Annotated in this window: 23 protein-coding genes and 1 pseudogene; 15 read left to right on the forward strand and 9 right to left on the reverse strand. The window is 62.3% G+C overall.

The window, feature by feature from the left end:
• Positions 1-79 precede the first annotated feature (79 nt).
• From eno to FFI89_RS16585, 11 genes are all read left to right on the forward strand, one after another.
• Positions 80-1,363 (forward strand): phosphopyruvate hydratase, encoded by a 1,284-nt coding sequence (gene eno / locus FFI89_RS16535; protein WP_138838295.1) that lies wholly within the window; start codon positions 80-82, stop codon positions 1,361-1,363.
• A 47-nt stretch (positions 1,364-1,410) separates the two neighbouring features.
• Complete coding sequence (locus tag FFI89_RS16540) at positions 1,411-2,547, forward strand: zinc-binding dehydrogenase (protein WP_138838297.1); 1,137 nt, start codon at positions 1,411-1,413, stop codon at positions 2,545-2,547.
• Positions 2,548-2,726: 179 nt separating this feature from the next.
• A complete protein-coding gene (locus FFI89_RS16545; RefSeq protein WP_138838299.1) occupies positions 2,727-3,281 on the forward strand; it encodes an NADPH-dependent FMN reductase in 555 nt (184 codons plus the stop codon).
• Between the two features lie 204 nt (positions 3,282-3,485).
• Entirely contained in the window at positions 3,486-3,803 is a 318-nt protein-coding gene (locus FFI89_RS16550) for a septum formation initiator family protein (protein ID WP_138838301.1), read from the forward strand.
• A 196-nt stretch (positions 3,804-3,999) separates the two neighbouring features.
• Positions 4,000-5,022, forward strand: a complete 1,023-nt coding sequence (pdhA, locus tag FFI89_RS16555) for a pyruvate dehydrogenase (acetyl-transferring) E1 component subunit alpha (protein WP_138838303.1) — start codon at positions 4,000-4,002, stop codon at positions 5,020-5,022.
• 45 nt (positions 5,023-5,067) lie between these two features.
• Positions 5,068-6,462: a pyruvate dehydrogenase complex E1 component subunit beta gene (locus FFI89_RS16560; RefSeq protein WP_138838305.1), complete on the forward strand. Its 1,395-nt coding sequence runs from the start codon at positions 5,068-5,070 to the stop codon at positions 6,460-6,462.
• Between the two features lie 5 nt (positions 6,463-6,467).
• The gene (locus FFI89_RS16565) at positions 6,468-6,773 is read left to right on the forward strand and encodes a DUF5076 domain-containing protein (RefSeq protein WP_138838307.1); all 306 of its coding nucleotides are present in this window, start codon (positions 6,468-6,470) and stop codon (positions 6,771-6,773) included.
• 2 nt (positions 6,774-6,775) lie between these two features.
• A complete protein-coding gene (locus tag FFI89_RS16570) occupies positions 6,776-8,128 on the forward strand; it encodes a pyruvate dehydrogenase complex dihydrolipoamide acetyltransferase (protein ID WP_138838309.1) in 1,353 nt (450 codons plus the stop codon).
• 128 nt (positions 8,129-8,256) lie between these two features.
• A complete protein-coding gene (gene lpdA, locus FFI89_RS16575) occupies positions 8,257-9,675 on the forward strand; it encodes a dihydrolipoyl dehydrogenase (RefSeq protein WP_138838311.1) in 1,419 nt (472 codons plus the stop codon).
• 46 nt (positions 9,676-9,721) lie between these two features.
• Positions 9,722-10,963: a threonine synthase gene (locus FFI89_RS16580; RefSeq protein WP_138838313.1), complete on the forward strand. Its 1,242-nt coding sequence runs from the start codon at positions 9,722-9,724 to the stop codon at positions 10,961-10,963.
• A gap of 111 nt (positions 10,964-11,074) precedes the next feature.
• Positions 11,075-12,043, forward strand: a complete 969-nt coding sequence (locus FFI89_RS16585) for a tripartite tricarboxylate transporter substrate binding protein BugD (RefSeq protein ID WP_138838315.1) — start codon at positions 11,075-11,077, stop codon at positions 12,041-12,043.
• Positions 12,044-12,144: 101 nt separating this feature from the next.
• Here the strand turns inward: FFI89_RS16585 and katG are convergent, their stop codons facing one another.
• The gene (gene katG / locus FFI89_RS16590; RefSeq protein ID WP_138838318.1) at positions 12,145-14,343 is read right to left on the reverse strand and encodes a catalase/peroxidase HPI; all 2,199 of its coding nucleotides are present in this window, start codon (positions 14,341-14,343) and stop codon (positions 12,145-12,147) included.
• Between the two features lie 160 nt (positions 14,344-14,503).
• Here katG and FFI89_RS16595 point away from each other — a divergent pair, with 160 nt between their 5' ends.
• Together FFI89_RS16595 and FFI89_RS16600 are read left to right on the forward strand one after the other, a co-directional pair.
• Positions 14,504-15,433: a hydrogen peroxide-inducible genes activator gene (locus tag FFI89_RS16595; RefSeq protein ID WP_138838322.1), complete on the forward strand. Its 930-nt coding sequence runs from the start codon at positions 14,504-14,506 to the stop codon at positions 15,431-15,433.
• Between the two features lie 118 nt (positions 15,434-15,551).
• Positions 15,552-16,790 carry an ATP-binding protein gene (locus FFI89_RS16600; RefSeq protein ID WP_138838324.1) on the forward strand — a complete coding sequence of 413 codons (1,239 nt, stop codon included), beginning with the start codon at positions 15,552-15,554 and terminating at the stop codon, positions 16,788-16,790.
• Between the two features lie 11 nt (positions 16,791-16,801).
• Here FFI89_RS16600 and FFI89_RS16605 read toward each other — a convergent pair whose 3' ends face one another.
• Complete coding sequence (locus FFI89_RS16605) at positions 16,802-17,695, reverse strand: hypothetical protein (RefSeq protein WP_138838326.1); 894 nt, start codon at positions 17,693-17,695, stop codon at positions 16,802-16,804.
• Between the two features lie 384 nt (positions 17,696-18,079).
• On the opposite strand from FFI89_RS16605, the gene FFI89_RS16610 reads away from it, so the two are divergent.
• Positions 18,080-18,544 carry a hypothetical protein gene (locus FFI89_RS16610; protein WP_138838328.1) on the forward strand — a complete coding sequence of 155 codons (465 nt, stop codon included), beginning with the start codon at positions 18,080-18,082 and terminating at the stop codon, positions 18,542-18,544.
• 177 nt (positions 18,545-18,721) lie between these two features.
• On the opposite strand, the gene FFI89_RS16615 is transcribed toward FFI89_RS16610, so the two are convergent.
• The 6 genes from FFI89_RS16615 to FFI89_RS16635 are packed head-to-tail and all read right to left on the reverse strand — an operon-like array spanning position 18,722 to position 24,069.
• Positions 18,722-20,020 carry a glycoside hydrolase family 130 protein gene (locus tag FFI89_RS16615; protein ID WP_138838330.1) on the reverse strand — a complete coding sequence of 433 codons (1,299 nt, stop codon included), beginning with the start codon at positions 20,018-20,020 and terminating at the stop codon, positions 18,722-18,724.
• 43 nt (positions 20,021-20,063) lie between these two features.
• Positions 20,064-22,340 carry a glycosyltransferase family 4 protein gene (locus FFI89_RS16620; protein WP_138838332.1) on the reverse strand — a complete coding sequence of 759 codons (2,277 nt, stop codon included), beginning with the start codon at positions 22,338-22,340 and terminating at the stop codon, positions 20,064-20,066.
• Positions 22,337-23,284 (reverse strand): class I mannose-6-phosphate isomerase, encoded by a 948-nt coding sequence (locus FFI89_RS16625; protein WP_138838334.1) that lies wholly within the window; start codon positions 23,282-23,284, stop codon positions 22,337-22,339. Before FFI89_RS16625 ends, FFI89_RS16620 begins: the two co-directional genes overlap by 4 nt.
• A 27-nt stretch (positions 23,285-23,311) precedes the next feature.
• Positions 23,312-23,560, reverse strand: coding sequence for a hypothetical protein (locus FFI89_RS16630; protein ID WP_138838336.1), 249 nt, complete (start codon positions 23,558-23,560; stop codon positions 23,312-23,314).
• A 55-nt stretch (positions 23,561-23,615) separates the two neighbouring features.
• A complete protein-coding gene (locus FFI89_RS35210; RefSeq protein ID WP_256379191.1) occupies positions 23,616-23,750 on the reverse strand; it encodes a hypothetical protein in 135 nt (44 codons plus the stop codon).
• A 43-nt stretch (positions 23,751-23,793) separates the two neighbouring features.
• On the reverse strand, positions 23,794-24,069 hold the full coding sequence (locus FFI89_RS16635; RefSeq protein WP_138838338.1) for a hypothetical protein: 276 nt from the start codon (positions 24,067-24,069) through the stop codon (positions 23,794-23,796).
• 605 nt (positions 24,070-24,674) lie between these two features.
• Between FFI89_RS16635 and FFI89_RS35365 the strand changes: the two are divergent.
• Positions 24,675-24,761, forward strand: a pseudogene (locus FFI89_RS35365) (cytochrome o ubiquinol oxidase subunit IV); the annotation flags it as partial.
• Positions 24,762-24,838: 77 nt separating this feature from the next.
• On the opposite strand, the gene FFI89_RS16645 reads toward FFI89_RS35365, so the two are convergent.
• Complete coding sequence (locus FFI89_RS16645; RefSeq protein ID WP_138838342.1) at positions 24,839-25,141, reverse strand: hypothetical protein; 303 nt, start codon at positions 25,139-25,141, stop codon at positions 24,839-24,841.
• Positions 25,142-25,231: the final 90 nt, after the last annotated feature.

Consider the following 25,231-nt stretch of genomic DNA (forward strand, 5'->3'; position numbering starts at 1 on the left):
GAGGGCGGCCTTTTCCGGCCCCAAGCCTTGCTGTAGAAGCAGCGCCAACCGTCCTTTCTCCAATTCCCAAGAGGCTCCCATGACCGCCATCGTCGATATCATCGGCCGCGAAATTCTCGATAGCCGTGGCAATCCCACCGTTGAAGTCGATGTGGTACTGGAAGACGGCTCGGTCGGCCGCGCGGCGGTGCCCTCGGGCGCCTCGACCGGCGCGCATGAGGCGGTTGAACTCAGGGACGGTGACAAGCAGCGCTATCTCGGCAAGGGCGTGCAGAAGGCGGTCGAGGCCGTCAACGGCGAAATTTTCGATGCGTTGAGCGACCAGGCGGTCGAGGAACAGGTCCAGATCGACCAGATCATGATCGACCTCGACGGCACGCCGAACAAGAGCCGGCTCGGCGCCAACGCCATCCTCGGCGTCTCGCTCGCCTGCGCCAAGGCGGCGGCCGAATCCTTCGACATGCCGCTCTATCGCTATGTCGGCGGCACCTCGGCGCGGACCTTGCCGGTGCCGATGATGAACATCATCAACGGCGGCATGCACGCCGACAACCCGATCGATTTCCAGGAGTTCATGATCCTGCCGGTCGGGGCTGCGAGTTTCGCCGAGGCGCTGCGCTGCGGAGCCGAAATCTTCCACACGCTGAAGGGTGAACTGAAGAAGGCCGGCCACAACACCAATGTCGGCGACGAGGGCGGCTTTGCGCCGAACCTGCCGTCGGCGGACGCGGCACTCGAATTCGTGGTGAGCGCGATCGGCAAGGCCGGCTATACCGCGGGCAAGGACGTCATGCTCGGGCTCGATTGCGCCGCCACCGAGTTCTTCAAGGACGGCAATTACGTCTATGGCGGCGAGAACAAGACCCGCTCGCGCTCCGAGCAGGCGAAGTATCTCGCCGATCTCGTGTCGCGTTATCCGATCGTCACGATCGAGGATGGCATGTCGGAAGACGACATGGACGGCTGGAAGGAGTTGACCGACCTGATCGGCGACAAGTGCCAGTTGGTCGGTGACGATCTGTTCGTCACCAACGTGACGCGTCTTGCCGACGGCATCAAGAACGGCCGCGCCAACTCGATCCTGATCAAGGTCAACCAGATCGGCACGCTGACCGAAACCCTGTCAGCGGTCGAGATGGCCTACAAGGCGGGCTACACCGCCGTGATGTCGCACCGCTCCGGCGAGACCGAGGATTCCACCATCGCCGACCTCGCGGTCGCCACCAACTGCGGCCAGATCAAAACCGGCTCGCTGGCGCGCTCCGACCGCACCGCCAAGTACAACCAGCTGCTGCGCATCGAGGAGCAGCTCGGCACCCAGGCGATATATGCCGGCCGGGCGGCCTTCAAGGCACTGGCGTAACGCGCCGGCGCATCCAGATATAACAAACACAAACGGGAGGATTTGCGATGAGTGATGGCAAGACCGGGCTGCAACTTCGTTCGCTGCTCAAGAAGAGCGGCGAACTCGAACTGTCGCTGGTGAATATCCCGACGCCCGAACCCGCCGACGACGAAGTCGTGGTCCGCGTCGAGGCGACGCCGATCAACCCGTCCGATCTCGGGCTCCTGATCGGTCCGGCCGACATGTCCACCGCGGTCGTTTCGGGCTCGAAGGAATCTCCGGTGGTTACCGCGAAGATGCCGGATGCGGCGGTGAAGATGATGGGCGCTCGGCTCGATCAATCCCTGCCGGTCGGCAACGAGGGCGCCGGCACCGTGGTCCGGACCGGCTCGTCGGATGCCGCCAAGGCGCTGATGGGCAAAACCGTCTCGATCATCGGCGGCGCGATGTACTCGCAGTATCGCACCATGAAGGTGCGGGACGTGATGGAACTGCCGGCCGGCACCACCGCGGCCGACGGCGCGTCGTGGTTCGTCAATCCGCTGACCGCGCTCGGCATGACCGAGACCATGCGGCGCGAGAACCACAAGGCGCTGGTGCATACCGCCGCCGCCTCCAACCTCGGGCAGATGCTCAACAAGATCTGCATCAAGGACGGTATCGGCCTCGTCAACATCGTCCGCAGCAAGGAGCAGGCGGATATCCTGCACAAGATCGGCGCCAAGTACGTCGTCGATTCCACCTCGCCGACCTTCATGGATGATCTGACTGCGGCCCTCGTCGAGACCGGCGCCACCATCGCGTTCGACGCCATCGGCGGCGGCAAGCTCGCGAGCCAAATCCTGACCGCGATGGAAATCGCCGCCAACAAGACTGCCAAGGAATACAGCCGTTACGGTTCGAGCGTGTTCAAGCAGGTCTATATCTACGGCAGCCTCAATACCGGTCCGACCGAGTTGAGCCGGGCGTTCGGCCTGACCTGGTCGGTCAGCGGCTGGCTCTTGACGCCGTTCCTGCAGAAGATCGGTCCGGCCGACATCGGCCGGCTGCGCCAGCGCGTGGCTTCCGAGTTGAAGACGACCTTTGCCAGCCACTACACCCAGGTGGTGTCGTTGCCGGAGGTGCTGCAGATGTCCAACATCGCCGTCTACAACAAGCGCGCCACCGGCGAGAAATTCCTGATCAATCCGAACAAGGGCTGACGGCTCCCGGCTGGTCCGACGACTTTGCAGGCCGCCTGAACAAGGCGGCCTGTTTTGCTGTGGGGAGCAAGATTATTCTCCCCCAGGCCGTCACAAACGTCATTGCATGCACTTGCATCCTTCTTCCCGATCTGGCTTAACTGCGCGCCGGGCACTTCAGCTTCAAGAGGGAAAATCCAATGGCCACCCATACCATCGTCACCATCGCGGGCAGTCTTCGCAAGGAGAGCTTCTCGCTCAAGATCGCCAACGCACTGGCCAAGTTGGCGCCGGCGTCCCTGAAGCTCGAAGTCATGACCCCGCACGGGATTTCCAACTTCAACCAGGACGAGGAAGCAGCTCCCCCGGCCGATTGGACTGCGTTCCGGGAAAAGCTGCAAAAGTCGAACGGCGTCCTGTTCGTGACGCCCGAATATAACCGCTCGATCCCCGGCGTGTTGAAGAACGCCATCGACGTCGCTTCACGCCCCTACGGCAAGAGCTCGTTGCTCGGGAAGCCGGTCGGCATCGTCTCGAATTCTCCGGGCCCGCTCGGCGGCGTCAGCGCGGCCAAGCACCTGCAGAACATCCTGCCGGGCATCTCCGGCGCGATCATGGGACAGCCCGAAATCTACCTGACCGGTATCGGCGATGCCTTCGACGACAAGGGCCAACTCACCAAGGAAGCGCTGCAGAAAGTGCTGCAGCAGTACATCGAAGCCTTCGCCGCTTTCATCGAAAAGCATAACCGCTAAGGCTGCGGTCTCTCCCCCGTCATTGCGAGCCAACGGGTCGCGCGAATGCGCGCCCGATGACAGGCTCCGCGAAGCAATCCATCTTTCCGCTCGGGAAAATGTGGATTGCTTCGTCGCTTTCGCTCCTCGCAATGACGGCGCTTGTTTTTCGGCCGTGGCGACGGTCTTAGGATACTCTTAACCAGACCGTCGCATCTTGGCCCTATGGTCTCTCGCACCCGACTGAAATCGCTGCTTACCGGGCTCGCCCTCTACACGATGGCGGCGCTGATGGTCGGCTATTTCGGTGTCAACGCCTATACCGGCAAATACGGGCTGAACGCGCGTCAGGAACTCGATCAGGAGATCATCGCGCTGACGTCGGAACTGGCGCGGCTGAAGCGGGAACGGATGCAGGGCGAGCAGCGGGTTTCGCTGCTGAGGTCGGATCGGGTCGACCCCGACCTGCTCGACGAGCGCGCGCGCTTCCAGCTCGACTACGCCAATCCGCGCGACCTCGTGCGGACCGTCACGCCACGCTGACGCATGCAACGGCGTGCACGTCGGGAACGCGCTGACGGCTCATCCGCAAATTTCAAAAACCTGCAAAATCAATTTCAAAAATGTCGCGTCTCGTTGCAGTGCGGCATAGCAATATTTTCGCCGCCGCACGCAATGCTTTCGCAGCGGTTTGAGTTGGGATAGAGAGGGCTGATCGTCTCTCTCATCCGGAATTGCCATGGCCGCACCCAAGAAAAGCGTTGAGAAGGAAGCAGGGCAGGAGAAGGCAAAGGGGTCCCCTCCGGAATTCACCAAAGCGCAGGATTTAGCTGCGCTCCGGGACATGCTGCTGATCCGCCGCTTTGAGGAAAAAGCCGGCCAACTCTACGGCATGGGTGCGATCGGCGGCTTCTGCCATCTCTATATCGGCCAGGAAGCCATCGTGGTCGGGATGCAGATGGCCCTGAAAAAGGGCGATCAGGTCATAACCGGATACCGCGACCACGGCCACATGCTGGCCTGCGGAATGGAAGCCAACGGCGTGATGGCCGAACTGACCGGACGGCGCGGCGGCTATTCCAAGGGCAAGGGCGGCTCCATGCACATGTTCAGCAAGGAGAAGAATTTTTACGGCGGCCACGGCATCGTCGGTGCCCAGGTTTCGCTCGGCACGGGTCTGGCCTTCGCCAATCGCTATCGCGGCAATGATTCCGTCAGCCTGGCTTATTTCGGCGACGGCGCCTCCAACCAGGGCCAGGTCTACGAAAGCTTCAACATGGCGGAGCTGTGGAAGCTCCCGGTGATCTACGTGATCGAAAACAACCGTTACGCCATGGGCACTTCGGTGACGCGCTCCTCGGCCCAGACCGATTTCTCCAAGCGCGGTGTCTCCTTCAACATCCCCGGCAAGCAGGTCGACGGCATGGACGTTCGCGCCGTCAAGGCCGCGGGCGACGAGGCGGTGGCCTGGTGCCGCGCCGGCAAGGGACCGTTCATCCTTGAAATGCAGACCTATCGCTACCGTGGTCACTCGATGTCGGATCCGGCCAAGTACCGGACCCGTGAAGAGGTCGAGAAGGTCCGCCACGACCAGGACCCGATCGAGCAGGTGCGCAATCGCCTGCTGGCGGCCAAGGTCCCCGAGCAGGAGTTGAAGGCCATCGACGCCGAGGTCCGCGAGATCGTCAACGCTTCGGCGGATTTCGCCCAGCGCGATCTTGAGCCGGATGCGTCCGAGCTTTGGACCGATGTGTACCGCTAGTTCTACCGCGCAGACCAAAACGAGAGACTGACTTCGGGAGCCGATATGCCCATTCAAGTGCTGATGCCTGCGCTGTCGCCCACCATGGAAAAGGGCAACCTTGCCAAGTGGCTGAAAAAGGAAGGCGAGACCATCAAGTCCGGCGATGTCATCGCCGAGATCGAAACCGACAAGGCGACGATGGAAGTCGAGGCGACCGATGAAGGCACGCTCGGCAAGATCCTGATCCCCGAGGGGACGGCCGATGTTGCCGTCAACACTCCGATCGCAACCATTCTGGCTGATGGAGAGACCGCCGCCGATCTCGCCAAAGCGCCGGCTGCAGCACCTGCGAAGCAGGAGAAGGCCGCGGAATCCGCAGCTCCCGCCGCCGCCAGGGCGGAAGCGCCCGAGCCATCGCCAAAGGCACCGGCCGCTGCCGTCGCCGAGCCCGATCCGGAAGTCCCCGCCGGCACCGAGATGGTGACGATGACCATCCGCGAGGCTCTGCGCGACGCGATGGCCGAAGAAATGCGGCGCGACCCTGACGTGTTCGTCATGGGCGAAGAGGTCGCCGAATATCAAGGTGCCTACAAGGTTACGCAGGGTCTGCTGCAGGAATTCGGCGACAGGCGCGTCATCGACACGCCGATCACCGAGCACGGCTTTGCCGGCATCGGGGTCGGTGCGGCGATGGCGGGACTAAAGCCGGTTGTCGAATTCATGACCTTTAATTTCGCCATGCAGGCGATCGACCAGATCATCAATTCCGCGGCCAAGACGCTGTACATGTCCGGCGGCCAGATGACCTGCCAGATCGTATTCCGCGGTCCAAATGGTGCGGCGTCCCGTGTCGCTGCCCAGCACAGCCAGGACTACTCGGCCTGGTATTCGCAAGTGCCCGGCTTGAAGGTGATCGCGCCGTTCTCGGCCGCCGACTACAAGGGGTTGTTGAAGGCTGCGATCCGCGATCCCAATCCGGTGATCTTCCTCGAAAACGAAATGCTGTACGGCCACACCGGCGAGGTACCGAAGCTCGACGATTACGTGATCCCGATCGGCAAGGCGCGCATCGTTCGCTCTGGCGGACACGTCACGCTGATCTCGTGGTCGAACGGCATGAGCTACGCGTTGAAGGCCGCCGACGAGCTGGCCAAGGAAGGCATCGAAGCCGAGGTGATCGACCTGCGCACGCTGCGCCCGATGGACACCGAGACCATCGTCGCTTCCGTCAAGAAGACCGGCCGTGCGGTGACGGTGGAAGAGGGCTGGCAGCAGAGCGGCGTCGGCGCCGAGATCGCCGCCCGCATCATGGAACACGCCTTCGACTACCTGGATGCGCCGGTGGCGCGGGTGTCGGGCAAGGACGTGCCGATGCCGTATGCGGCGAACCTCGAAAAGCTCGCATTGCCCACGGTAGCTGACGTGGTCGCGGCCGCCAAAGCCGTGTCGTATCGGTAACGTTCATGGCTGGTCCCAACGAACAGCCACTGCCGCCCGACGTCATCGGCCGCGAGGACGCGATCGAAATATTGCGTGCGTTCGTGGTCGATGGCGGGCTCTCGATCGCGTTCCAGCGCGCGTTTGAGAATCCGGATATGTGGGGCCTGCTGCTGGTCGATATCGCCCGCCACGCCGCGCGCGCCTATGGGCGCGAGGCCGAATACACCGAAGACGAGGCGCTGGGGCGCATCGTCGACATGTTCGAAGCCGAAATCAATCGACCGACTGACGTGGGCACGACCACGCCCCGGTCGCAACAAGGTCACTGACAATGCCGATCAACATTTTGATGCCTGCGCTGTCGCCCACCATGGAAAAGGGCAACCTTGCCAAGTGGCTCAAGAAAGAGGGCGACAAGGTCAAGTCCGGCGACGTGATCGCGGAGATCGAGACCGACAAGGCGACGATGGAAGTCGAGGCGGTCGACGAAGGCACGATCGCCAAAATACTTGTTCCTGAAGGCACGCAGGATGTTCCGGTCAACGATATCATCGCGGTGCTGGCCGGCGACGGCGAGGATGTGAAGGCGGCGGGATCCGCTGCTGCGTCGGCGCCGAAGGCCGCCGCTGCACCGGCCGCGCAACCGGCTCCCGCAGCAGCGCCTGCTGCTGCCGCTCCTGCGCCCAGGCCCGCTGCCGCTGCACCGGCTCCCGCGCCGCAGGCCGCACCGGCGGCGCAAGCCAACGGCCACGCCCGCGTATTCTCGTCACCGCTGGCCCGGCGTCTCGCCAAGGAAGCCGGCATCGAGATCGGCCGCATCAACGGCTCCGGCCCGCATGGCCGCATCGTCGCCCGCGACGTCGCGGACGCCAAGTCGGGCAAGGGCCTGAAGGCGCCGGCGGCAGCCCCGGCCGCGGGTGGAGCGCCCGCGATTGCGCCGGCGATGAGTGACCAGCAGATCCTCTCGCTGTTTGAGCCGGGCTCCTACGAAACCGTGCCGCATGACGGCATGCGCCGAACCATCGCGCAGCGCCTGACGGCGGCCACGCAGTCGATTCCGACCTTCTATCTCACCATCGACTGCGACATCGGCCGGCTGCTCGACGCGCGCGAACAGATCAATGCTGCCGCGCCGAAGGACAAGGAAAAGAAGCCGCTCTACAAGCTCTCGGTCAACGACTTCGTCATCAAGGCGCTCGCGGTCGCGTTGCAGCAGGTGCCAAACTGCAATGTCAGCTGGACCGAAGCCGGCATGCTCAAGCACAAGCATTCCGACGTCGGCGTTGCGGTCGCGATGCCGGGCGGTCTGATCACCCCGATCATTCGCAATGCCGAGAGCAAGTCGCTGTCGACGATCTCGAACGAGATGAAAGATCTCGCGGCGCGCGCCCGCACCCGAAAGCTCAAGCCGCAGGAATACCAGGGCGGCACGTCGTCGGTTTCCAACCTCGGCATGTTCGGCATCAGCCACTTCACAGCCGTCATCAACCCGCCGCAGTCGACCATCCTCGCGGTCGGAGCCAGCGAGGAGCGGGCGGTGGTGCGTAATGGCAAGGTCGAGGCCGCGCACATCATGAGCGTGACGATGTCGTGCGATCACCGCGCCATCGACGGCGCACTTGGTGCCGAGTTGATCGGAGCGTTCAGGCGACTGATCGAAAATCCCGTCATGATGATGGTGTGACAGCCGTCATTGCGAGCGCAGCGAAGCAATCCATTCACCACCGGAAGCATGGATTGCGTCGTCGCAAGTGCTCCTCGCAATGAGGGAAGTGAACAGTCCGGTTGAACGATGAGAATGAGCGCATAGCCATGGCCGACACATCCTTCGACATCATCATCATCGGCTCCGGCCCCGGCGGTTACGTCACCGCGATCCGCGCCGCCCAACTCGGCTACAAGACCGCGATCATCGAGAAATCCTATCTCGGCGGCATCTGCCTGAACTGGGGCTGCATTCCGACCAAGGCGCTGTTACGCTCGGCCGAGATCTACCACTACATGCAGCACGCCAAGGATTACGGACTGTCGGCCGACAACGTGTCATTCGATCCGAAAGCCGTGGTGGCACGCTCGCGCGGCGTGTCGAAGCGCCTCAATGACGGCGTCGGCTTCCTGATGAAGAAGAACAAGGTGACGGTCATCTGGGGCGACGCCTCGATCGACGCGCCCGGCAAGGTCACCGTGAAGAAATCCGCTGTCGATGCGCCGAAGGGCGCGCTCGGCGAGGGCGCCTATCAGGCCAAGCACATCATCCTCGCGACCGGCGCGCGGCCGCGCGTGCTGCCGGGACTGGAGCCCGACAAGAAACTGGTCTGGACCTATTTCGAGGCGATGGTGCCGGACAAAATGCCGAAGTCGTTGCTGGTGGTCGGCTCCGGCGCGATTGGCATCGAGTTCGCGTCGTTCTTCCACACCATGGGTGCTGATGTCACCGTGGTCGAAGTGCTGCCGCAGATCCTGCCCGTTGAGGACGCCGAGATCGCCGGCCTGGCGCGCAAGCAGTTCGAGAAGCAGGGCATCAAGATTCTCAGCAACACCAAGGTCACAAAACTCGAGAAGAAGGTCGACAGCGTCGTCGCCACCATCGACGACGGCAAGGCGCCGCAGACGGTCGAGTTCGAGCGGGTGATCTCCGCGGTCGGCGTGGTCGGCAATATCGAAGGCCTTGGGCTTGAAAAACTCGGCGTCAAGACCGACCGCGGCTGCGTCGTGATCGACGGCTACGGCAAGACCAACGTGCCCGGCATCTACGCCATCGGCGACGTCGCGGGACCGCCGATGCTCGCGCACAAGGCCGAGCATGAGGGCGTGGTCTGCGTCGAGGCCATCAAGGGCCTGCATCCGCACGCGATGGACAAGAACCTGATTCCGGGCTGCACCTATTGCCAGCCGCAGGTCGCCTCGGTTGGTCTGACGGAGGCGAGGGCGAAAGAGGGCGGGCGCGAAATCCGGGTCGGCCGTTTCCCGTTCGTCGGCAACGGTAAGGCGATCGCGCTCGGCGAGGACCAGGGCCTGATCAAGGTGATCTTCGACAAGAAGACCGGACAACTGCTCGGCGCCCACATGATCGGTGCCGAGGTCACCGAACTGATCCAGGGCTATGTGGTCGCGATGAACCTGGAGACGACCGAAGAAGAACTGATGCACACGATCTTCCCGCATCCGACCTTGTCCGAGATGATGAAGGAAGCGGTGCTGGATGCCTATGGGCGCGTGTTGAACATGTAAGGCGCTATCGCTCGATTGCGCCCAACGACAAACGAGAGATCAATCCGTGAAAGACAATGACAATCTGACGATCGAACGCCCGACGTTCGTGACCCATCTCGAATGCGCGATGGAAGGCGATCATTATCCCGCTGACCAGATCCATAACCTTTCGAAAGCCAACAAGCCGCTGTTGGTGCGCTACGACCTCGCCGGCGTAAAGAAGGCGTTGACGAAAGACGCGCTGGCGCAGCGGCCCGCCGACATGTGGCGCTATCGCGAGATGCTGCCGGTGCGGAAGGTCTCCGACATCGTCAGCCTCGGCGAAGTCACGACGCCGCTGATCCGGTTGCCGAAGCTGGGCAAGAAGCTCGGCGGCGGCGAGATCATCGTCAAGGACGAAGGCCGTCTGCCGACGGGGTCGTTCAAGGCCCGCGGACTGGTGATGGCGGTCTCGATGGGCAAGGCGCTCGGCATCAAGCACATGGCGATGCCGACCAACGGCAATGCGGGGGCGGCGCTGGCGGCCTATGCGACGTCCTGCGGGATCAAGACCACGATCTTCTGCCCGGCCGATACGCCGGAGGTGAACGTCAGCGAGATCGAACTGCAGGGCGCGACCGTCTATCGCGTCAACGGCCTGATCGACGACTGCGGCAAGATCGTCGGCGAGGGCAAAGCCAAGGCCGGCTGGTTCGATACCTCGACCCTGAAGGAGCCGTACCGGATCGAAGGCAAGAAGACGATGGGGCTGGAACTCGCCGAACAGCTCGGCTGGGAAGTGCCTGACGTGATCTTCTATCCGACCGGCGGCGGCACCGGCCTGATCGGGATGTGGAAGGCGTTTGCCGAACTCGAGGCGATCGGCTTCATCGGCTCGAAGCGGCCGCGCATGGTCGCGGTGCAGGCGTCAGGCTGCGCGCCGATGGTGCGCGCTTTTGAAGCAGGCACCGAGCACGCGCCGCGCTGGGAAGATGCGCACACCATCGCGTCGGGCATTCGTGTGCCGCAGGCGGTCGGAGATTTTCTGATCCTGCGCGCGGTCCGCGAGAGCAAGGGTTTCGCCATTGCGGTGACGGATGAGAAGATTTCTGCTGCGCTCAACGAAGTGGCGCGAGAGGAGGGGCTGTTGCTGTGTCCGGAGGGCGCTGCGACCTACGCCGCATATAAGGAAAGCCTCGCCGACGGACGCGTCACTAAAAATGATCGCGTGATGCTGTTCAACTGCGCGACAGGGCTTAAGTATCCCTTGCCGCCGGTTACGCGTACCCTCGATCGCCATCAGCCGATCGATTACGCGAAATTGTAACCGTCATTGCGAGCGTAGCGAAGCAATCCATCTGGCGGCATCGGAAGTATGGATTGCTTCGTCGCAAGTGCTCCTCGCAATGACGGCGGTAGGATGTTTGGGGAGTTCGTCATGCGGAAGATCATTCTGGCGGTTGTTGCGGCCCTGGCTTTCAGCGGTGTCGCCGATGCCGAGAATTATCCCTCGCGCCCGATCACCATCATCGTGCCGTTCGCCGCCGGCGGGCCGTCGGATGCGATGACGCGGATTCTCGCCGAGCGGATGAAGATCACGCTCGGTGAAACCGTGCTGGTCGAGAACGTGACCGGGGCGGGCGGTTCGATCGGCGTGGGCCGTGCCGTGCGTTCGCCGCCGGACGGCTACACCATCTCTTTCGGACATCTCGGCACCCACGTCGCCAATGGCGCGATCTACAAGCTCGGTTACGACCTCGTCACCGATCTCGAGCCGGTGGCGTTGCTGCCGAGCAATCCCATGATCATCGTCAGCAAGAACGCGGTGCCGGCGAAGTCGCTGAAGGAATTTCTGGCCTGGCTGAAGGCGCAGCCGAAGCCGCCGACCGCGGGCACCGCCGGTGCAGGCTCCGGAAGCCACATCGCCGGGCTGTATTTCGAGAACGTCACCGGCATCAAACTGCAATACGTGCCGTATCGCGGCACCGCGCCAGCACTGAACGATCTCGTCGCCGGCCAGATCGACCTGATCGTCGACCAGACCTCCAATTCAATCAGCCAGGTCCGCGCCGGCAATATCCGCGCCTATGCCGTCACCGACGACAAGCGCGTCGAGTCCGCCGCCGACATTCCGACCGTGGACGAAGCGGGATTGCCGGGATTTCACATGACGCTGTGGTCCGGCCTCTGGGTCCCCAAGGATACACCCAAGGAAATCGTCGCGAAATTGAATGCGGCTGCGGTCGATGCCCTCAGCGATCCGGCCGTGCGCAAGCAGCTTGAAAATCTCGGCTTGCAGATGCCGCCCAAAAATCAGCTCACGCCGGAGGCGCTCGGCGCCTGGCAGAAGGCCGAGATCGCAAAATGGTGGCCGATGATCAGGGACGCCAATGTGAAGGTTGACTAGGCGTTTGCCGGCGGATCGCGGATATCGGGACAATTCGCCGGTCCGGATCTGACGCCCGAGCGCGGCTGGTTTCAGCCGCGCTCGAACGCCGTTTTGTCGGATCAGCCAACGAGTTCGAAGCGATCCGCGTTCATCACCTTGGTCCAGGCGGCGACGAAGTCGCGCACGAACGACGCTTGCGCGTCGGCGGAGGCATAGACTTCGGCAAACGCCCGGAGCTGGGAGTGCGAACCGAAGATGAGATCGACACGGGTGCCGGTCCACTTCACGGCGCCGGTTTTGCGATCGCGTCCCTCGAACACATCCTGCGCTTCCGAGACCGGCTTCCATACCGTGCTCATGTCGAGCAGGTTGACGAAGAAGTCGTTGCTGAGCGTCCCCGGCTTCTTGGTGAAGACGCCGTGCTTGGACTGTCCAACGTTGACATCGAGCACGCGCAGGCCGCCGAGCAGGGCGGTCAACTCGGGCGCGGTCAGCGTCAGCAGTTGCGCCTTGTCGACCAACTGCTCTTCGGCGGACACGCGCTGCTTGCCGCGGCTGTAGTTGCGGAAGCCGTCGGCGGTGGGCTCGAGCGGCGCAAACGAATGTGCGTCGGTCTGCTCCTGTGATGCGTCCATCCGGCCCGGCGTGAACGGCACCTTCACGTCGTTGCCACCGTCCTTTGCGGCCTTCTCGATAGCGGCGCTGCCGCCGAGAACGATCAGGTCGGCCAGCGAGACTTTCTTGCCGCCCTTCTGTGCCGCGTTGAACTCCTTCTGGATCGCTTCGAGCTTCGCCAGCACCTTGGCAAGCTCGGCCGGCTGGTTGACTTCCCAGTCCTTCTGCGGCGCCAGGCGGATGCGGGCGCCGTTCGCGCCGCCGCGCTTGTCGGAGCCGCGGAACGTCGAGGCGGAAGCCCAGGCCGTCGAGACCAGCTGGGATACCGACAGGCCGGAGGCGAGGATCTTCGCCTTCAGCGCGGCAATGTCCTGATCCCCGATCAGCTCATGATTGATCGCCGGAATCGGATCCTGCCAAAGCAGTTCTTCCTTCGGCACCAGCGGGCCGAGGTAACGCACGATCGGACCCATGTCGCGGTGGGTCAGCTTGTACCAGGCGCGGGCGAACGCGTCGGCAAACTGGTCCGGATGCTCGTGGAAACGCCGCGAGATCTTTTCGTAGGCCGGGTCGAGCCGCAGCGAGAGGTCGGTGGTCAGCATCGACGGGGAGTGACGCTTCGACGGATCGTACGCGTCCGGTATCGAACCCGCGCCGCCGCCGTTCTTCGGCGTCCACTGATGGGCACCGGCCGGGCTCTTGGTCAGTTCCCACTCGAAGCCGAACAGGTTGTCGAAGAAGTTGTTGCTCCACTTGGTCGGCGTCGTGGTCCAGGTCACCTCGATGCCGCTGCCGATGGCGTCGGCGCCCATGCCCGTGCGATAGGAGCTGGCCCAGCCAAGACCCTGCTGCTCGATGCTTCCGGCTTCCGGCTCGGGGCCGACCAGGGTTGCGTCGCCGGCGCCATGGGTCTTGCCGAAGGAGTGTCCGCCGGCGATCAGGGCCACGGTTTCCTCGTCGTTCATCGCCATGCGCGCGAACGTCTCGCGGATGTCGCGGGCCGCGGCGAGCGGATCGGGCTTGCCGTTCGGGCCTTCCGGATTGACGTAGATCAGGCCCATCTGCACGGCGCCGAGCGGGTTCTCAAGATCGCGGTCGCCGCTGTAGCGTTCGTCCGCCAGCCACTTGCCTTCGGGACCCCAGAAGATGTCGTCTTCCGGCTCCCAGACATCGGCGCGTCCGCCGGCGAAACCGAACGTCTTGAAGCCCATCGACTCCAGCGCGACGTTGCCGGCGAGGATCATCAGGTCGGCCCACGAGATCTTCTTGCCGTACTTCTGCTTGATCGGCCAAAGCAACCGGCGCGCTTTGTCGAGGTTGACGTTGTCGGGCCAGCTGTTGAGCGGCGCAAAACGCTGCTGTCCGGCGCCGGCGCCGCCGCGGCCGTCACCGATGCGGTAGGTGCCCGCGCTGTGCCATGCCATGCGGATGAACAGCGGCCCGTAATGGCCGAAGTCCGCCGGCCACCAATCCTGCGAGTCCGTCATCAGCGCGTGGAGGTCCTTCCTCAAGGCCTCCAGATCGAGCTTCTTGAATTCTTCCGCGTAGTTGAAGGTCTCGCCCATCGGATTGGAGAGGGCGGAGTGCTGATGGAGAACGCTGAGGTTCAGCTGGTTCGGCCACCAGTCCTGGTTGGTGTGTTGGCTGCTTGCCCCGTGCATGACCGGGCATTTGCCGGCGTTCTTGCCATCATTTCCGTCCATATATCTCTCCGATCGTGGCTTCGTTGACTGAACTGCTGTGTGGACGGTGCCCGTGACGCCGGGGTGACGTCGGCTTACCCGTCCCCAATTTGAAGGGTTCTAGCACGGTCATTTCATCAGTTTAAGTGTGATTTACTGATTGCCGTGATAAGCTGTCGTTATGAACAACCTGACCCTCAAGCAACTGCGTTACTTCGAGGCGCTGGCGCGACACGGCCATTTTGGACGCGCCGCGGACGCCTGCGCGATCTCGCAGCCGGCGCTGTCGATGCAGATCAAGGAACTGGAAGGCGAACTGGGCGCGCCGCTGTTTGAACGCGGCGCGCGACAGGTCCGCCTGACCGGCTTCGGCGAAGCCTTCGCACTGCGCGTTCGTGACATTCTGCGTTCGGTCGATGAACTGCAAGACCTGGCCCGTGTCTCCCAGGACGGGCTGGTCGGGCGGCTGCGCATCGGCGTGATCCCGACGGTTGCGCCCTATCTGCTGCCGGCCATCATCGGCAACCTCACGCGCACCTATGCCGGCCTTGATCTTCACGTCCGCGAGACCGTGACGGGAAAGCTGATCGGGGAATTGGTGGAGGGGCGGATCGACGCCGCGATCGTCGCGCTGCCGGTGTCGGAGCCTTCGTTCGCCGAGGTGGCGCTGTTTGCCGAGGATTTTGTGCTGGTCCGTCCGGGAGAGGACGAGGGCAAGCCGGTCCCCAACGGTGAAACACTCAGCAAGATGCGGCTGCTGCTGCTGGAGGAGGGGCACTGTTTCCGCGATCAGGCGCTGTCGTTCTGCAACCGGCACTCGGCGCTGCCGCGGGAATTACTCGATGGCAGCTCGCTGTCGACGTTGGTGCAAATGGTCAGCGCCGGCATCGGCGTCACCTTGATCCCGGAAATGGCTGTTACGGTGGAGACGCGCTCGGCGTCGGTCTCCGTCGCGCGGTTCGAGAATCCAAAACCATCGCGAACCATCGGCATGATCTGGCGCAAGACAAGCCCGCTCGCGAGCCAACTCTTACAGATTTCCGAGGTTGTGCGACGCTCGGCCGCGGCATCGCGCAAGCAGCAGAAGCCGGTGGCGTCGCGCAAGCGCTGAGACCGGTCGTTGGCGACCGGGTCGGCCGCCACGGCCGATCCGGCCAAAGTGGAGGGGTATTGGGGGACTATTGCACGTGGCCGTAATCGGCTAACCTGCGCGAGTATGGGGGCATGACATGAGATCGTCGGTTGTCCAGGAAGTGCAATTTCCAAAGCAGCCGGCGCTGCAGTTGATCTATGACACCGCGCCGATCGGCCTTGCCTATCTCTCGCCAGACTGCCGCTATCTGCAGATCAACCAGCGCCTCACCGAGATCTGCGGGATATCGGTCGAGGGGCATCTCGGGCGCACGGTGCGCGACTGCGTGCCGGGGCTCGCAGACGCGGTCGAGGCCATCGTGCGCTCGATCATGGAGACCGGCGACCCCGTGACCGGCATCGAGGTCAACGGCCAGCGCACGGGCCAGAATGATGATCGCTGCTGGATCACCTACTGGCATCCGCAGCGTGGGCCGAACGGCAATATCGTCGGCGTCAATGTCGCCGCCGAGGAGATCACCGAGCGCAAGCGCAGCGAGCGCGAGATCCGCGGCGCGCGCGATGCCGCCGAGGCGGCGCTGCACCATTTGCAGGAAACCCAGGCGTCGCTGATCGAGGCGGAGAAGCTCGCAGCGTTAGGCCGGCTGGTGGCGGGAGTTGCCCACGAGATCAACAGCCCCGTCGGCACCAGCCTGACGGTGGCGTCGGTCCTGGAGCGCAAGTGCGCGGCGTTCGCGGCCGAAGTCGCCCGCGGCGGCTTGAAGCGATCGAGCCTGAACGAGTTCATCGAAGTCGTCGGGGACGCATCGGCGCTGCTGGTCACCAATCTCAATCGCGCGGCCGAGATGGTGCAGTCGTTCAAGCAGGTCACGGTGGATAGAAGCTATCTGGATCAGCGCCATTTCGATGCCGGCGAGTTCACGGTCGAGGTGCTGGCGGGCCTGCGGCCGGCACTGCCGAAAAACAACGTGACGCTCCACGTCGACTGCCAGCCCGGCCTGACCGCGGACAGCTATCCCGGCCCCTATGGTCAGGCGTTGACCAATCTCTTTCTCAATTCGGTGATGCACGCCTTTCCGGACGGCAAGGGCGGCAATATTAATGTCGGGCTGCGGGCTTCGGGCGTGGACCATATTGAAATCATGTTTGCCGACGACGGCTGCGGCATGAGCCTCGACGTGCGCCGTCAGGCCTTCAATCCGTTCTTCACCACGCGCCGCGACGGCGGCCGCGTCGGGCTCGGCCTGCATATCGTCCACAACATCGTGACCAATCGGCTCGGCGGCGAGCTTCAGCTCGACAGCGCGCCGGGCGAGGGCACGAAAATCAGCATCATTCTGCCGCGCGTCGCGCCGGGACGGCCGTCAGCGGGGTGACCTCATCCCGTTCACCCGGCCTGCGCAACATCGGCCTGTGCGCCCTGATTTTCCTCCGCAAGCAGAGCATCGAGATCGACAAGCAGCGGGTCGTCGTGCCCGGGTTCGCCGTGGGGTTCTTCGCTGCCATGAAGGTGCATCAAGGTCTGCACGCGCCGGGCATTGAGATAGTCCACATGGTGATGCCGCAATGCTACCGGGAGCAGGTGCTTTGGCAGCCTGACCATCGCAAAGGCCGGAACCCGGCGCGTCTCGCCGTCCTCCCGCCAAAGCAGCGGATGCAGGGTGTAAATCATCTGCCGCTCGGTCTCTGCCGGCGGCGGTTGCTCTGAAAGGGACGGGGCGGGGCTTGCCATGTTCGCGTTGCCGGCGCGGGTGCGTACCGCGGCGGACCGCAGCTCCCAGCAGATCAGGTCGGTCGCCGAAAGGACCTCGCGACGCACGGCATCCACGCTGCTCGAGAACCTGGTTGCTTCCGGTATCGACGCCGAGCTTTTTGTGACGGCTTCGATCAGTGCGGCCGCACTGGCTTGAAATCCCGGTGCCGCCCGTTCAATGGCCGCAGCCATTGTCTCAATCTCGTCAGCGATCATGTTGCGGTCGTGCTGCGCCTTGGCATCCGCCAAAGCGCGCTCGGCCGAGGCCACCTGTTCGTCAAACTCCGCCAAGCCGGCACGCATGATCTTGGTGCGATCCTCGACGGTACGCATATTGGCTTCCGCTCGATCAAGCCGGGCATTGGCGGCACCGGCCACTGCCAGCTGTTCGGCCGCGGTGCGCTTTTCTTCAAGTTCCTTTTCGGAGAGGCTCAACCGTGCTGCCAGTTTTTGCCGCGCCGCCAGCTTGTCCTTCAACACGCTCTCGAAGCGCTCGACCGGACCAAGCTCGCGCTTGAAAAATGCCATGGAGTCACCTCGTGCTTTGCAATGAACAGCCGAATCGGCCGACGAATTTGTTACACGCGAGAGCTAGTCAGAAACTTGGATAACATTGCGGCCCGAGTCGCTGCAGTTTTTTCAACGGGTCCGGCGCGCATGTCCACTGGCGTGCCGACAGCCTGTTGTGACGCAGCCGCCTGCGGCAAATAGGACATGAAGACTGTCCTTGGTGCCTTAATTAGATGCTCATTGATTTCTAGACTCTAGCGAATTGATTCCAAGTCGCGGCGGCGTCTGTCTGGTGTGGGTGCAGGACGGAGCGACTCCATGCGCGTTGCGTTCTTTGGTGCGGCGTTCATTGTTGCGTCGATATCAGCATTGACGGTGCCATCGCAGGCCTCGAGTTCCTGCATGAGCAAGAGCGAAGCGCGCCAGCATTATGGCTCGGTGCACATCTATTGGCATGGACCGGATCATTGCTGGGACGCGACGCCGGGCCGGCATCGCGAGGTCCGTAAAAATCAGTCAGATATCGATCGACAGGTTCAACGGGGAAGCCGTCGTTCCGATTGGCGTCAGGCCATGTCGGAAATGCTGCCCGATGACGTTCCTGCTCAGACGTTGGACGCACGCGGGGGCGGGGCGGGCGGCACGGCGTCCGCAAGCTGGCTGGATCGCTGGATCGATATCGTCCAGGTCGTGCCGCGCGCCCAGACCGAACGTCAATCCGAGCCCGCGATGACGTTGCCGGTTCTCGCGGCCGAACCCGAATCCGGCGGCACGCCGCACGTTGTCGTCGTCCTGGCGTTTTTCGCGTTCTTGCTGATATTCGCGACGATCGAAATTCTGCTGCGCAGCGACGAGCAGCAAAAGTAGAGATCAGGATCAGCCTGGTTGGGACCGGCGCTCGCGCTCCGACCGCTGTTGTCTCGTTGGCTTGAGCAATGTCATCGCGTCCTCTGTGATGTAAGTGGCCGCGCACGGCTTAAGCCGAGGTTCAAAGACCGTCGCAGACGCAAGGCAGATCAAAGAGGTGAGGGCATCAGCCCGTCATCAGGACTTCATGGCCCTCATCAACGCGCCAATTTCGATCGTGGCAAAATTGGAAAACGTATCGGAGACGGCATAAGGAAAGATGATGTTATCGCCGTGCCGCATCGCACCGCAGGTATAAACGACGTTCGGAACGTATCCTTCGCGTTCGGAGGGATCGGGCCGCAGCAACGGCTCGCGCAAACGGCCGATTACCTTCGACGGATCCTTCTTGTCGAGCAATGCGGCCCCAATCGAATATTTGCGCACGGGGCCGACGCCATGCGTCAACAACAGCCATCCTTCGTCCAGTTCGATCGGCGATCCGCAGTTGCCGATCTGGACGAATTCCCACGGGAATTCAGGCTTCAGGATCGTATGGCCGCCTTCCCAGGTATAGAGATCGTCCGAGTAGATTAGATATAGATTTTCGTTGTCCTGGCGGGCGATCATCGCGTATTTGCCGTCGATCTTCCTGGGGAATAGCGCCATGCCCTTGTTGCGGGCCGCGTTACCTTTCAATGCCGACAGCCGGAACGATACGAAGTCGGATGTCTCGATCAGTTCCGACCGGATCGCCCTTCCGCTGTAGGCGGTATAGGTCGCGTAATAGGTGCGCCGTCCATTGTCGTCGAACTGTACGAACCGGGCGTCTTCGATTCCGTTCGACTGCGACTCCGTGACGGGAAAGATGACCCGTTCGCTTATTTCTTCGGCGTTTTTGAAGATTACCTTGACGTCATCTCCGCCCGGACCCGATGAGTGCTTGACGATATCGGGGCTAGAGGCAAGCCGAGCTGTGGGATCAACCTTCACGGTTCCGTCCGAGGCGATTGTCCCGGATCGAAATGTCAGCGAGGATACGTGCCCTTCGCCGACAGCGCGAAGGCTCAGGACGAAGCGAAGACTGCCGTCGGGCAAACCGGACTGATCCGGATGGGCGACGATGCTCGGATTGAACAAGGCCGAGGCTTCAAACGAATACTCGTTGAGAAAGTAAGCCCCGACCAACTGCCGCTGCACCTGGGTGAACGCGGCATGATCGGCAAGCGCCTCTTCCATCTCCCCGGCGCGCAACTCGAACGCCTGCAGCAGATTGCGATGGCGCCCCAGAAAATTCTCGAGCACGTCGGCCAGTTGCGCGGCGGCGGTCGCGGAATCCAGTGAGAGTACCCGTTCGACAATATGATTGGCCCGGGTCTTGTCCGTCGGATTGAGGTCGCGCGGTTCGGTTGCCGGTTTGAACGGACGAACGATAACCCTTGTGGGATCAGGCCGCAGATAAAGTGCCTGACGGTTCAGGAACGGGAATTGCGACAAGGTGCCCTCGGTTGGTTCAGGGGAAGGGATATGTGGGCGGCCGTCAAGCGACCAAAGGCGTCGGCCTTGCGCGGCTTTCGCCGAGACGGGCTACCTGTCTAATTTCGGAAAGGCCGAGAAGGTACGACACCACCGATTCTCCGCCCCTGTTCTCGTTGGGACGATCGGGATGCAGGCCATCGCGACAACTTCCCGTTTCCAGATCGACAAGGGAGACCGAGAGGTCGTTGCTGCCAAGGAACCAGGCGAACACGCGTGCAGCTTCGGCTTTCCACTCGACATCATGATCGGCCCGCCACGCCGCGAAGCAGGCCGCAATGGTGGCCGTCGCTTCCAGCGGCTGCTGATCGAACGCCTGCGGCCGCCGCCGGGTCTCGCCGAAGCCTTCGGTGCCGACCGGACGAAATTGGCCGGTCACGGATGTCTGTTGTCCCACAAGCCAGCGCAAGGACTTCAGTCCGGTCTCCAGATAGATCGGATTCCGGGTGGCCATGCCGGTCAAGATCAGCGCCTGCGGCAGGCGGGCGTTGTCGTAGGCAAGCCCTTCCTCGAACCACACCCAGTCCCCGGTTTCGACCGCGTCGAACACCGAGATCAAGCGGTCCGCAAAGAGAAGGCGCAAGGTGGCGGCGCGGGCATCTTCGGTGACGGCCGAGCAGTAGGCGTCAAGTCCGAGCAGGACAAATGCCCACGCTCGCGGCGAACGAAACTGGTCCGCGATTGCCATCGCCTCGGCGAACAGCGAGGCGGCCCACGTCCGGCGAGACAAATTGGCATCGGTGAGGGCGCAGACGCCCAAGGCCCACAGAGTCCGCCCGTGACTGTCCTCTGACCCGGAATCCTCCAGCCAGCAGCGATTGAACCCCATGAAATTCCGAAACCGCCTTGTATCGGGATTCCAGGCGTGCTGGACGAAAGCGGCAAATCGGGCTGTCAATACTTCCGGCAGTCGTTGCTCGCCGGGAGTGTTGAGCGCGCATGCCAGCAGAAGCGCACGGGCATTGTCGTCAACGCAGTAGCCGTGCGAGCGATCCGGCACGCTGTGCACGGCATGTTGAAGCAGGCCGGTGTCGTCGCACATCGACAGGAAATGGTCGATCCGCATTTCCGGCGGAGCGCTTCTGTCGCGCAGCAACGTGCTGGTGTCAGACCTCGCAATCGTCTTCAGCCGATGTCTCCGCCCGGCATTCTCGAACACTGCCATATAGCGCTCAGCGGTCCGCTCCCACGTCATCGAACGACTGCTTGAATAGGCGCGCTTGCGCATCGCCTGCCGCAGGACATCGTTCGTCAGCAGTTTGGATATCTCGACACTTAGCGCCGCGGCGTCGCCGAACGGCACCAGTATGCCGCGGCCGTCGGCCAGCAGTTCACACGCATGCCAGTAGGGGGTCGAAACCACGGCTTTCCCGAGTCCGAAGCTGTAGGCCAGCGTACCCGAGGTCATCTGGGCTTCGTTGAGATACGGGGTGACATAGACGTCGCTCATGGAGATGAATTCGAGCAGCGTCTTCTGGTCGACAAACCGGTCCAGGAACACCACGTGGTTTTCGACGCCTGCCGCGCGCGCATGCGCTACCAGGCTGGCGCGATAGGCTTCGCCCTGATCCCGCACCAGATTGGGATGGGTCGCGCCAAGGACCACGTACACCGCATCAGGCCGCGTTTTCAAGATCGACGGCATGGCGTCGATCATGACCTCTATTCCCTTGTTCGGCGACAGCAGTCCGAACGTCAGAATGACCGCCTTGTCACTGAAACCGAGCTTGGCCTTGGCATCGTCGGGTTCGACAAATGCAAATTCAGGAATCCCGTGCGGAATGATCTCGATCTTTTCGTCTGGTACTTGGTAGACGGCCCGCAGCAGCTCGCGGCCTTTTTCGGCCATTACCACCACTCGCGACGAAATATTGATGATGCGGACGAGGACATCGCGCTGCGCCTTGGTTGGTTCGGACAGAACGGTGTGAAGCGTCGTCACCACCGGTATTGTGAGGCGCGACAGCAGCGCCAGAATGTGACCGCCGGCCTCGCCGCCGAAGATGCCGAACTCGTGCTGCAGCGAAACGGCATCGAACCGGCCGTTATTCAGGAACTCCGCCGCGCGGATATAGTCCTCGGGACGATTGTCGTTGATCTGGAATCCGACGGTGGATGGATAATCGTAGATCTGGCCGTGATCGGTCATTGCCACGATGACCGCCTCCAGATCGCCGCGCGAGGCCGCTACGGCGTTCTGCAGATCGGTGGTGAACGTCGCGATACCGCACCGGCGCGGCAGCGAATTACCGATGAAGGCTATGCGATTTGGAGTCGTCACGTTTGCACCTCGGGTGCTTTGGGCAGGAAATTTTCCGATACGGCGGCGATCAACGGCGCCGGAGACGAATGACGTCCGACGTTGTCGGATCGTTGTTTGAGCGCCCACGGATCCACATGTGGGCCGATGTAGGCCAGCAACGCTTTCAGGCCTCGATCACCAACCTGGATGTCGGCACGATCACCTTCCACGAAGATGGCTTCGCCAGGAGCGACCTTGACCGAGCCAATTTGGGCAGATCCGCCGATGGCGAGAAGCCAGGCTTCCTTTTGAACTTCGATCGTCCAGACAGAGCCGGGAAGAAATTCGATCTGCTCCAGAACAAAATGCGCATCGACCACTACGGCCTTCCTCGCTTCATCGAATTGAATCGGAGATGACTGGCGTTTGGCAGGTCCGGCTATGGCTGCAACAACCGCGTTGTCGATATGCAACTCCCGCTGCCGGCCATAGTCAAAAAGCCGGAAGGTTGCGTCGCTTCGCTGCTGAACTTCCGCAAGAACGATACCGGCGCCGACCGCGTGAATGGTGCCTGCTGGAACATAGACAACGTCACCCGCGCGCGCGGGATACCATTGCACCATATCGACGATCGAACCGTCCGCGATGGCTGATCGTAACTCCAGCGGGGAAAGCGTGCGCTTCAGGCCGAGGGCGATCCGAGCGTCCGGTCCGGCCGAAAGGATGTACCACGCCTCGGTCTTGCCGTTGGCCAACCCGATCGACCGCGCGAAGGCATCGTCGGGATGGACCTGAATGGATAGCGGCTCCGTCGTGAACAGCAGCTTGAGCAGCAATGCCGTGTCCGGCGCTGCGGTGTCGGCGCGTTGAAACCATAATTCGCCGACCGGCGCGCCGTCCGTCGACGTACCGTTCCACGGGAGCAGATTGGTGCTTCCCCACGGCTTTTGTTTGATTTCCACGCTCGCTAATTCGATTGTCACGTGAGTTGGCTGCCTCCATGTTGAATTCTAACAACCACGGCAGATGTTCTTCAGTTTGGCCGTCGTCCTGGCGTCTTCAGCGATAAATGGATCGTTGTAGGGAGGCCGAGATGCGTCGCCTTCAGTGACCGCGCGCTGCTCCGGCTTGGGAGGTGATGCCAGATCGTAACAAGCCAGCCGCGCGCTGGATGTTGCGATGTCGCGGCAGACCGGCTCTTTGGCATGCGCGTTTTGTGCAAATGCGCAAAGTATCAACACGACGAGCGTCTTTTTCATCTTAGCTCCTTTGGCCACTCGATTAAGCGGCGTACAGCCATCCCACCGACAGCGGCTATTTCTTTTTGCCGGCGCCGAAAGTCGGCTGCCATCCCGCCGTCTTCTGGCTCGGAGCTGCGGCAATGGTCTTGATCTTCTCTTTTTTGGGCTTCTTCGACTCTCGATTTCCCTTTTGCTCGCCTTTGGCCATCGCGGTCTCCCTGGGTTTGCGTGTTTGATTGAACGAAGGTTCGTCACATTGACGCATAACGCGTCGCGCTTTTCACGGCGATGTCGATCTCGTCGGCCAATTCGGCCTCACCCAATTCATGGAGCAGGGGAATCATCGTTGATGCCTGGTCGGCAGACATCGACAGCGGCTCGACGGTTTCGTAGTTGAATTTGATGCGCCAGACTCCCGCGTGGTTGCGATGCGGCTCGATCAATAACGCCGGCAGGTCCGGCAGCCCGTTCTGAAACAGCAATGCGGGTAAGGTAAGTTTCAATGGATCATGCGCGGCCCCGCTCATGCCAAATGCCGGAAAAGTTCAAACGCCATGTTTTGCGGCTGTCGCATCGGTTTCCTGTTGCTAGAGGCAGTCAGATTGACGGGCCTAGCTCTTCGTTACCCAAGCCGGACGAGGGCCGGTCCACGGGGGGAGCGCATCCCATTCCGTCCATCGCATGCGACGCTCCTCATCTCCCACCCGGATAAAAACAAAGGGGGCGTCGTCGCTGCCTGTTTTCGACCCGACAAATACGGCCGGCGCGCCATACGCATCCCGGATGACTGTCTTATTTGCCATTAGGAGGTCCCGATAGAATTGGGCGCCGTATTGCGTCGCTTCGATGGAGACCGATTATCACGGCGAATAAGCGGGAGTTCCGATCGAGACCAAAAGGCATCGGTCGTTTGCTGGGATCGAATTCGGGGGTGTTTGGCATCTGACCGCCTTTCTGACCGAGGCGGGAGCGCAATGCTCTCAGTCACCGATAACAGCCGGGGGCGCGCGGTGATACCTGGACATATAGTGCCGCTTCGCCAAATAGCGAGGCTCAAAGGCAAGTATTCCGTCTTTTCCCGTCACGACACGACGGGCAGCGCTGGCATCCGGCGCTTTGATCGTCATTCTCGCTCGTTATCGGCGGATCGCTATGGATCATGGCGAACCTGAACTACAACATGGCGCCGGCGGATCAGATCATGCAGATGCAGCGGTGAATGATGGTTTGCCGACGACCGCGAATGGACTCGACGAGAGATTCTACTCGCGGTCAGGACGAGACCGATCGGCGGGCTCAACGTCCGTTCGCGCCGCTCTTCACGGCTCCGGGCTCTGTCGCGCGGCCTTCGCTGTTTGCGCCGGCTGCGGTGGGGGCGCCGGAGTTGTTGGCATCATCTGCAGACGGTTCGATGGCGCCGATGCCGCCACCCATGCCAGTTCCGGTGGTACTTCCTTCGCCCGACGTCACCGAACTGCCAGTGGTGCCCTGTACGGTGGGCGCGCCGGATTTGGGGATGTCGCGTGAGCCGGTCTGGGCGAAGGTGAGGCTGCCGGACAGGGCGATGGCCGCAACGAGAAGTATTGTTCGGAAAATCATGAGTCGTCTCGCGTCGATTGTGAGTCTGATGCAAAGGCAATCACGGCGAGGGCGCTTTAGTTCCTAAGATCAAAACGGTGAGAAGCTCCA

The sequence above is a fragment of the Bradyrhizobium sp. KBS0727 genome, assembly GCF_005937885.2.
Classification (GTDB): domain Bacteria; phylum Pseudomonadota; class Alphaproteobacteria; order Rhizobiales; family Xanthobacteraceae; genus Bradyrhizobium.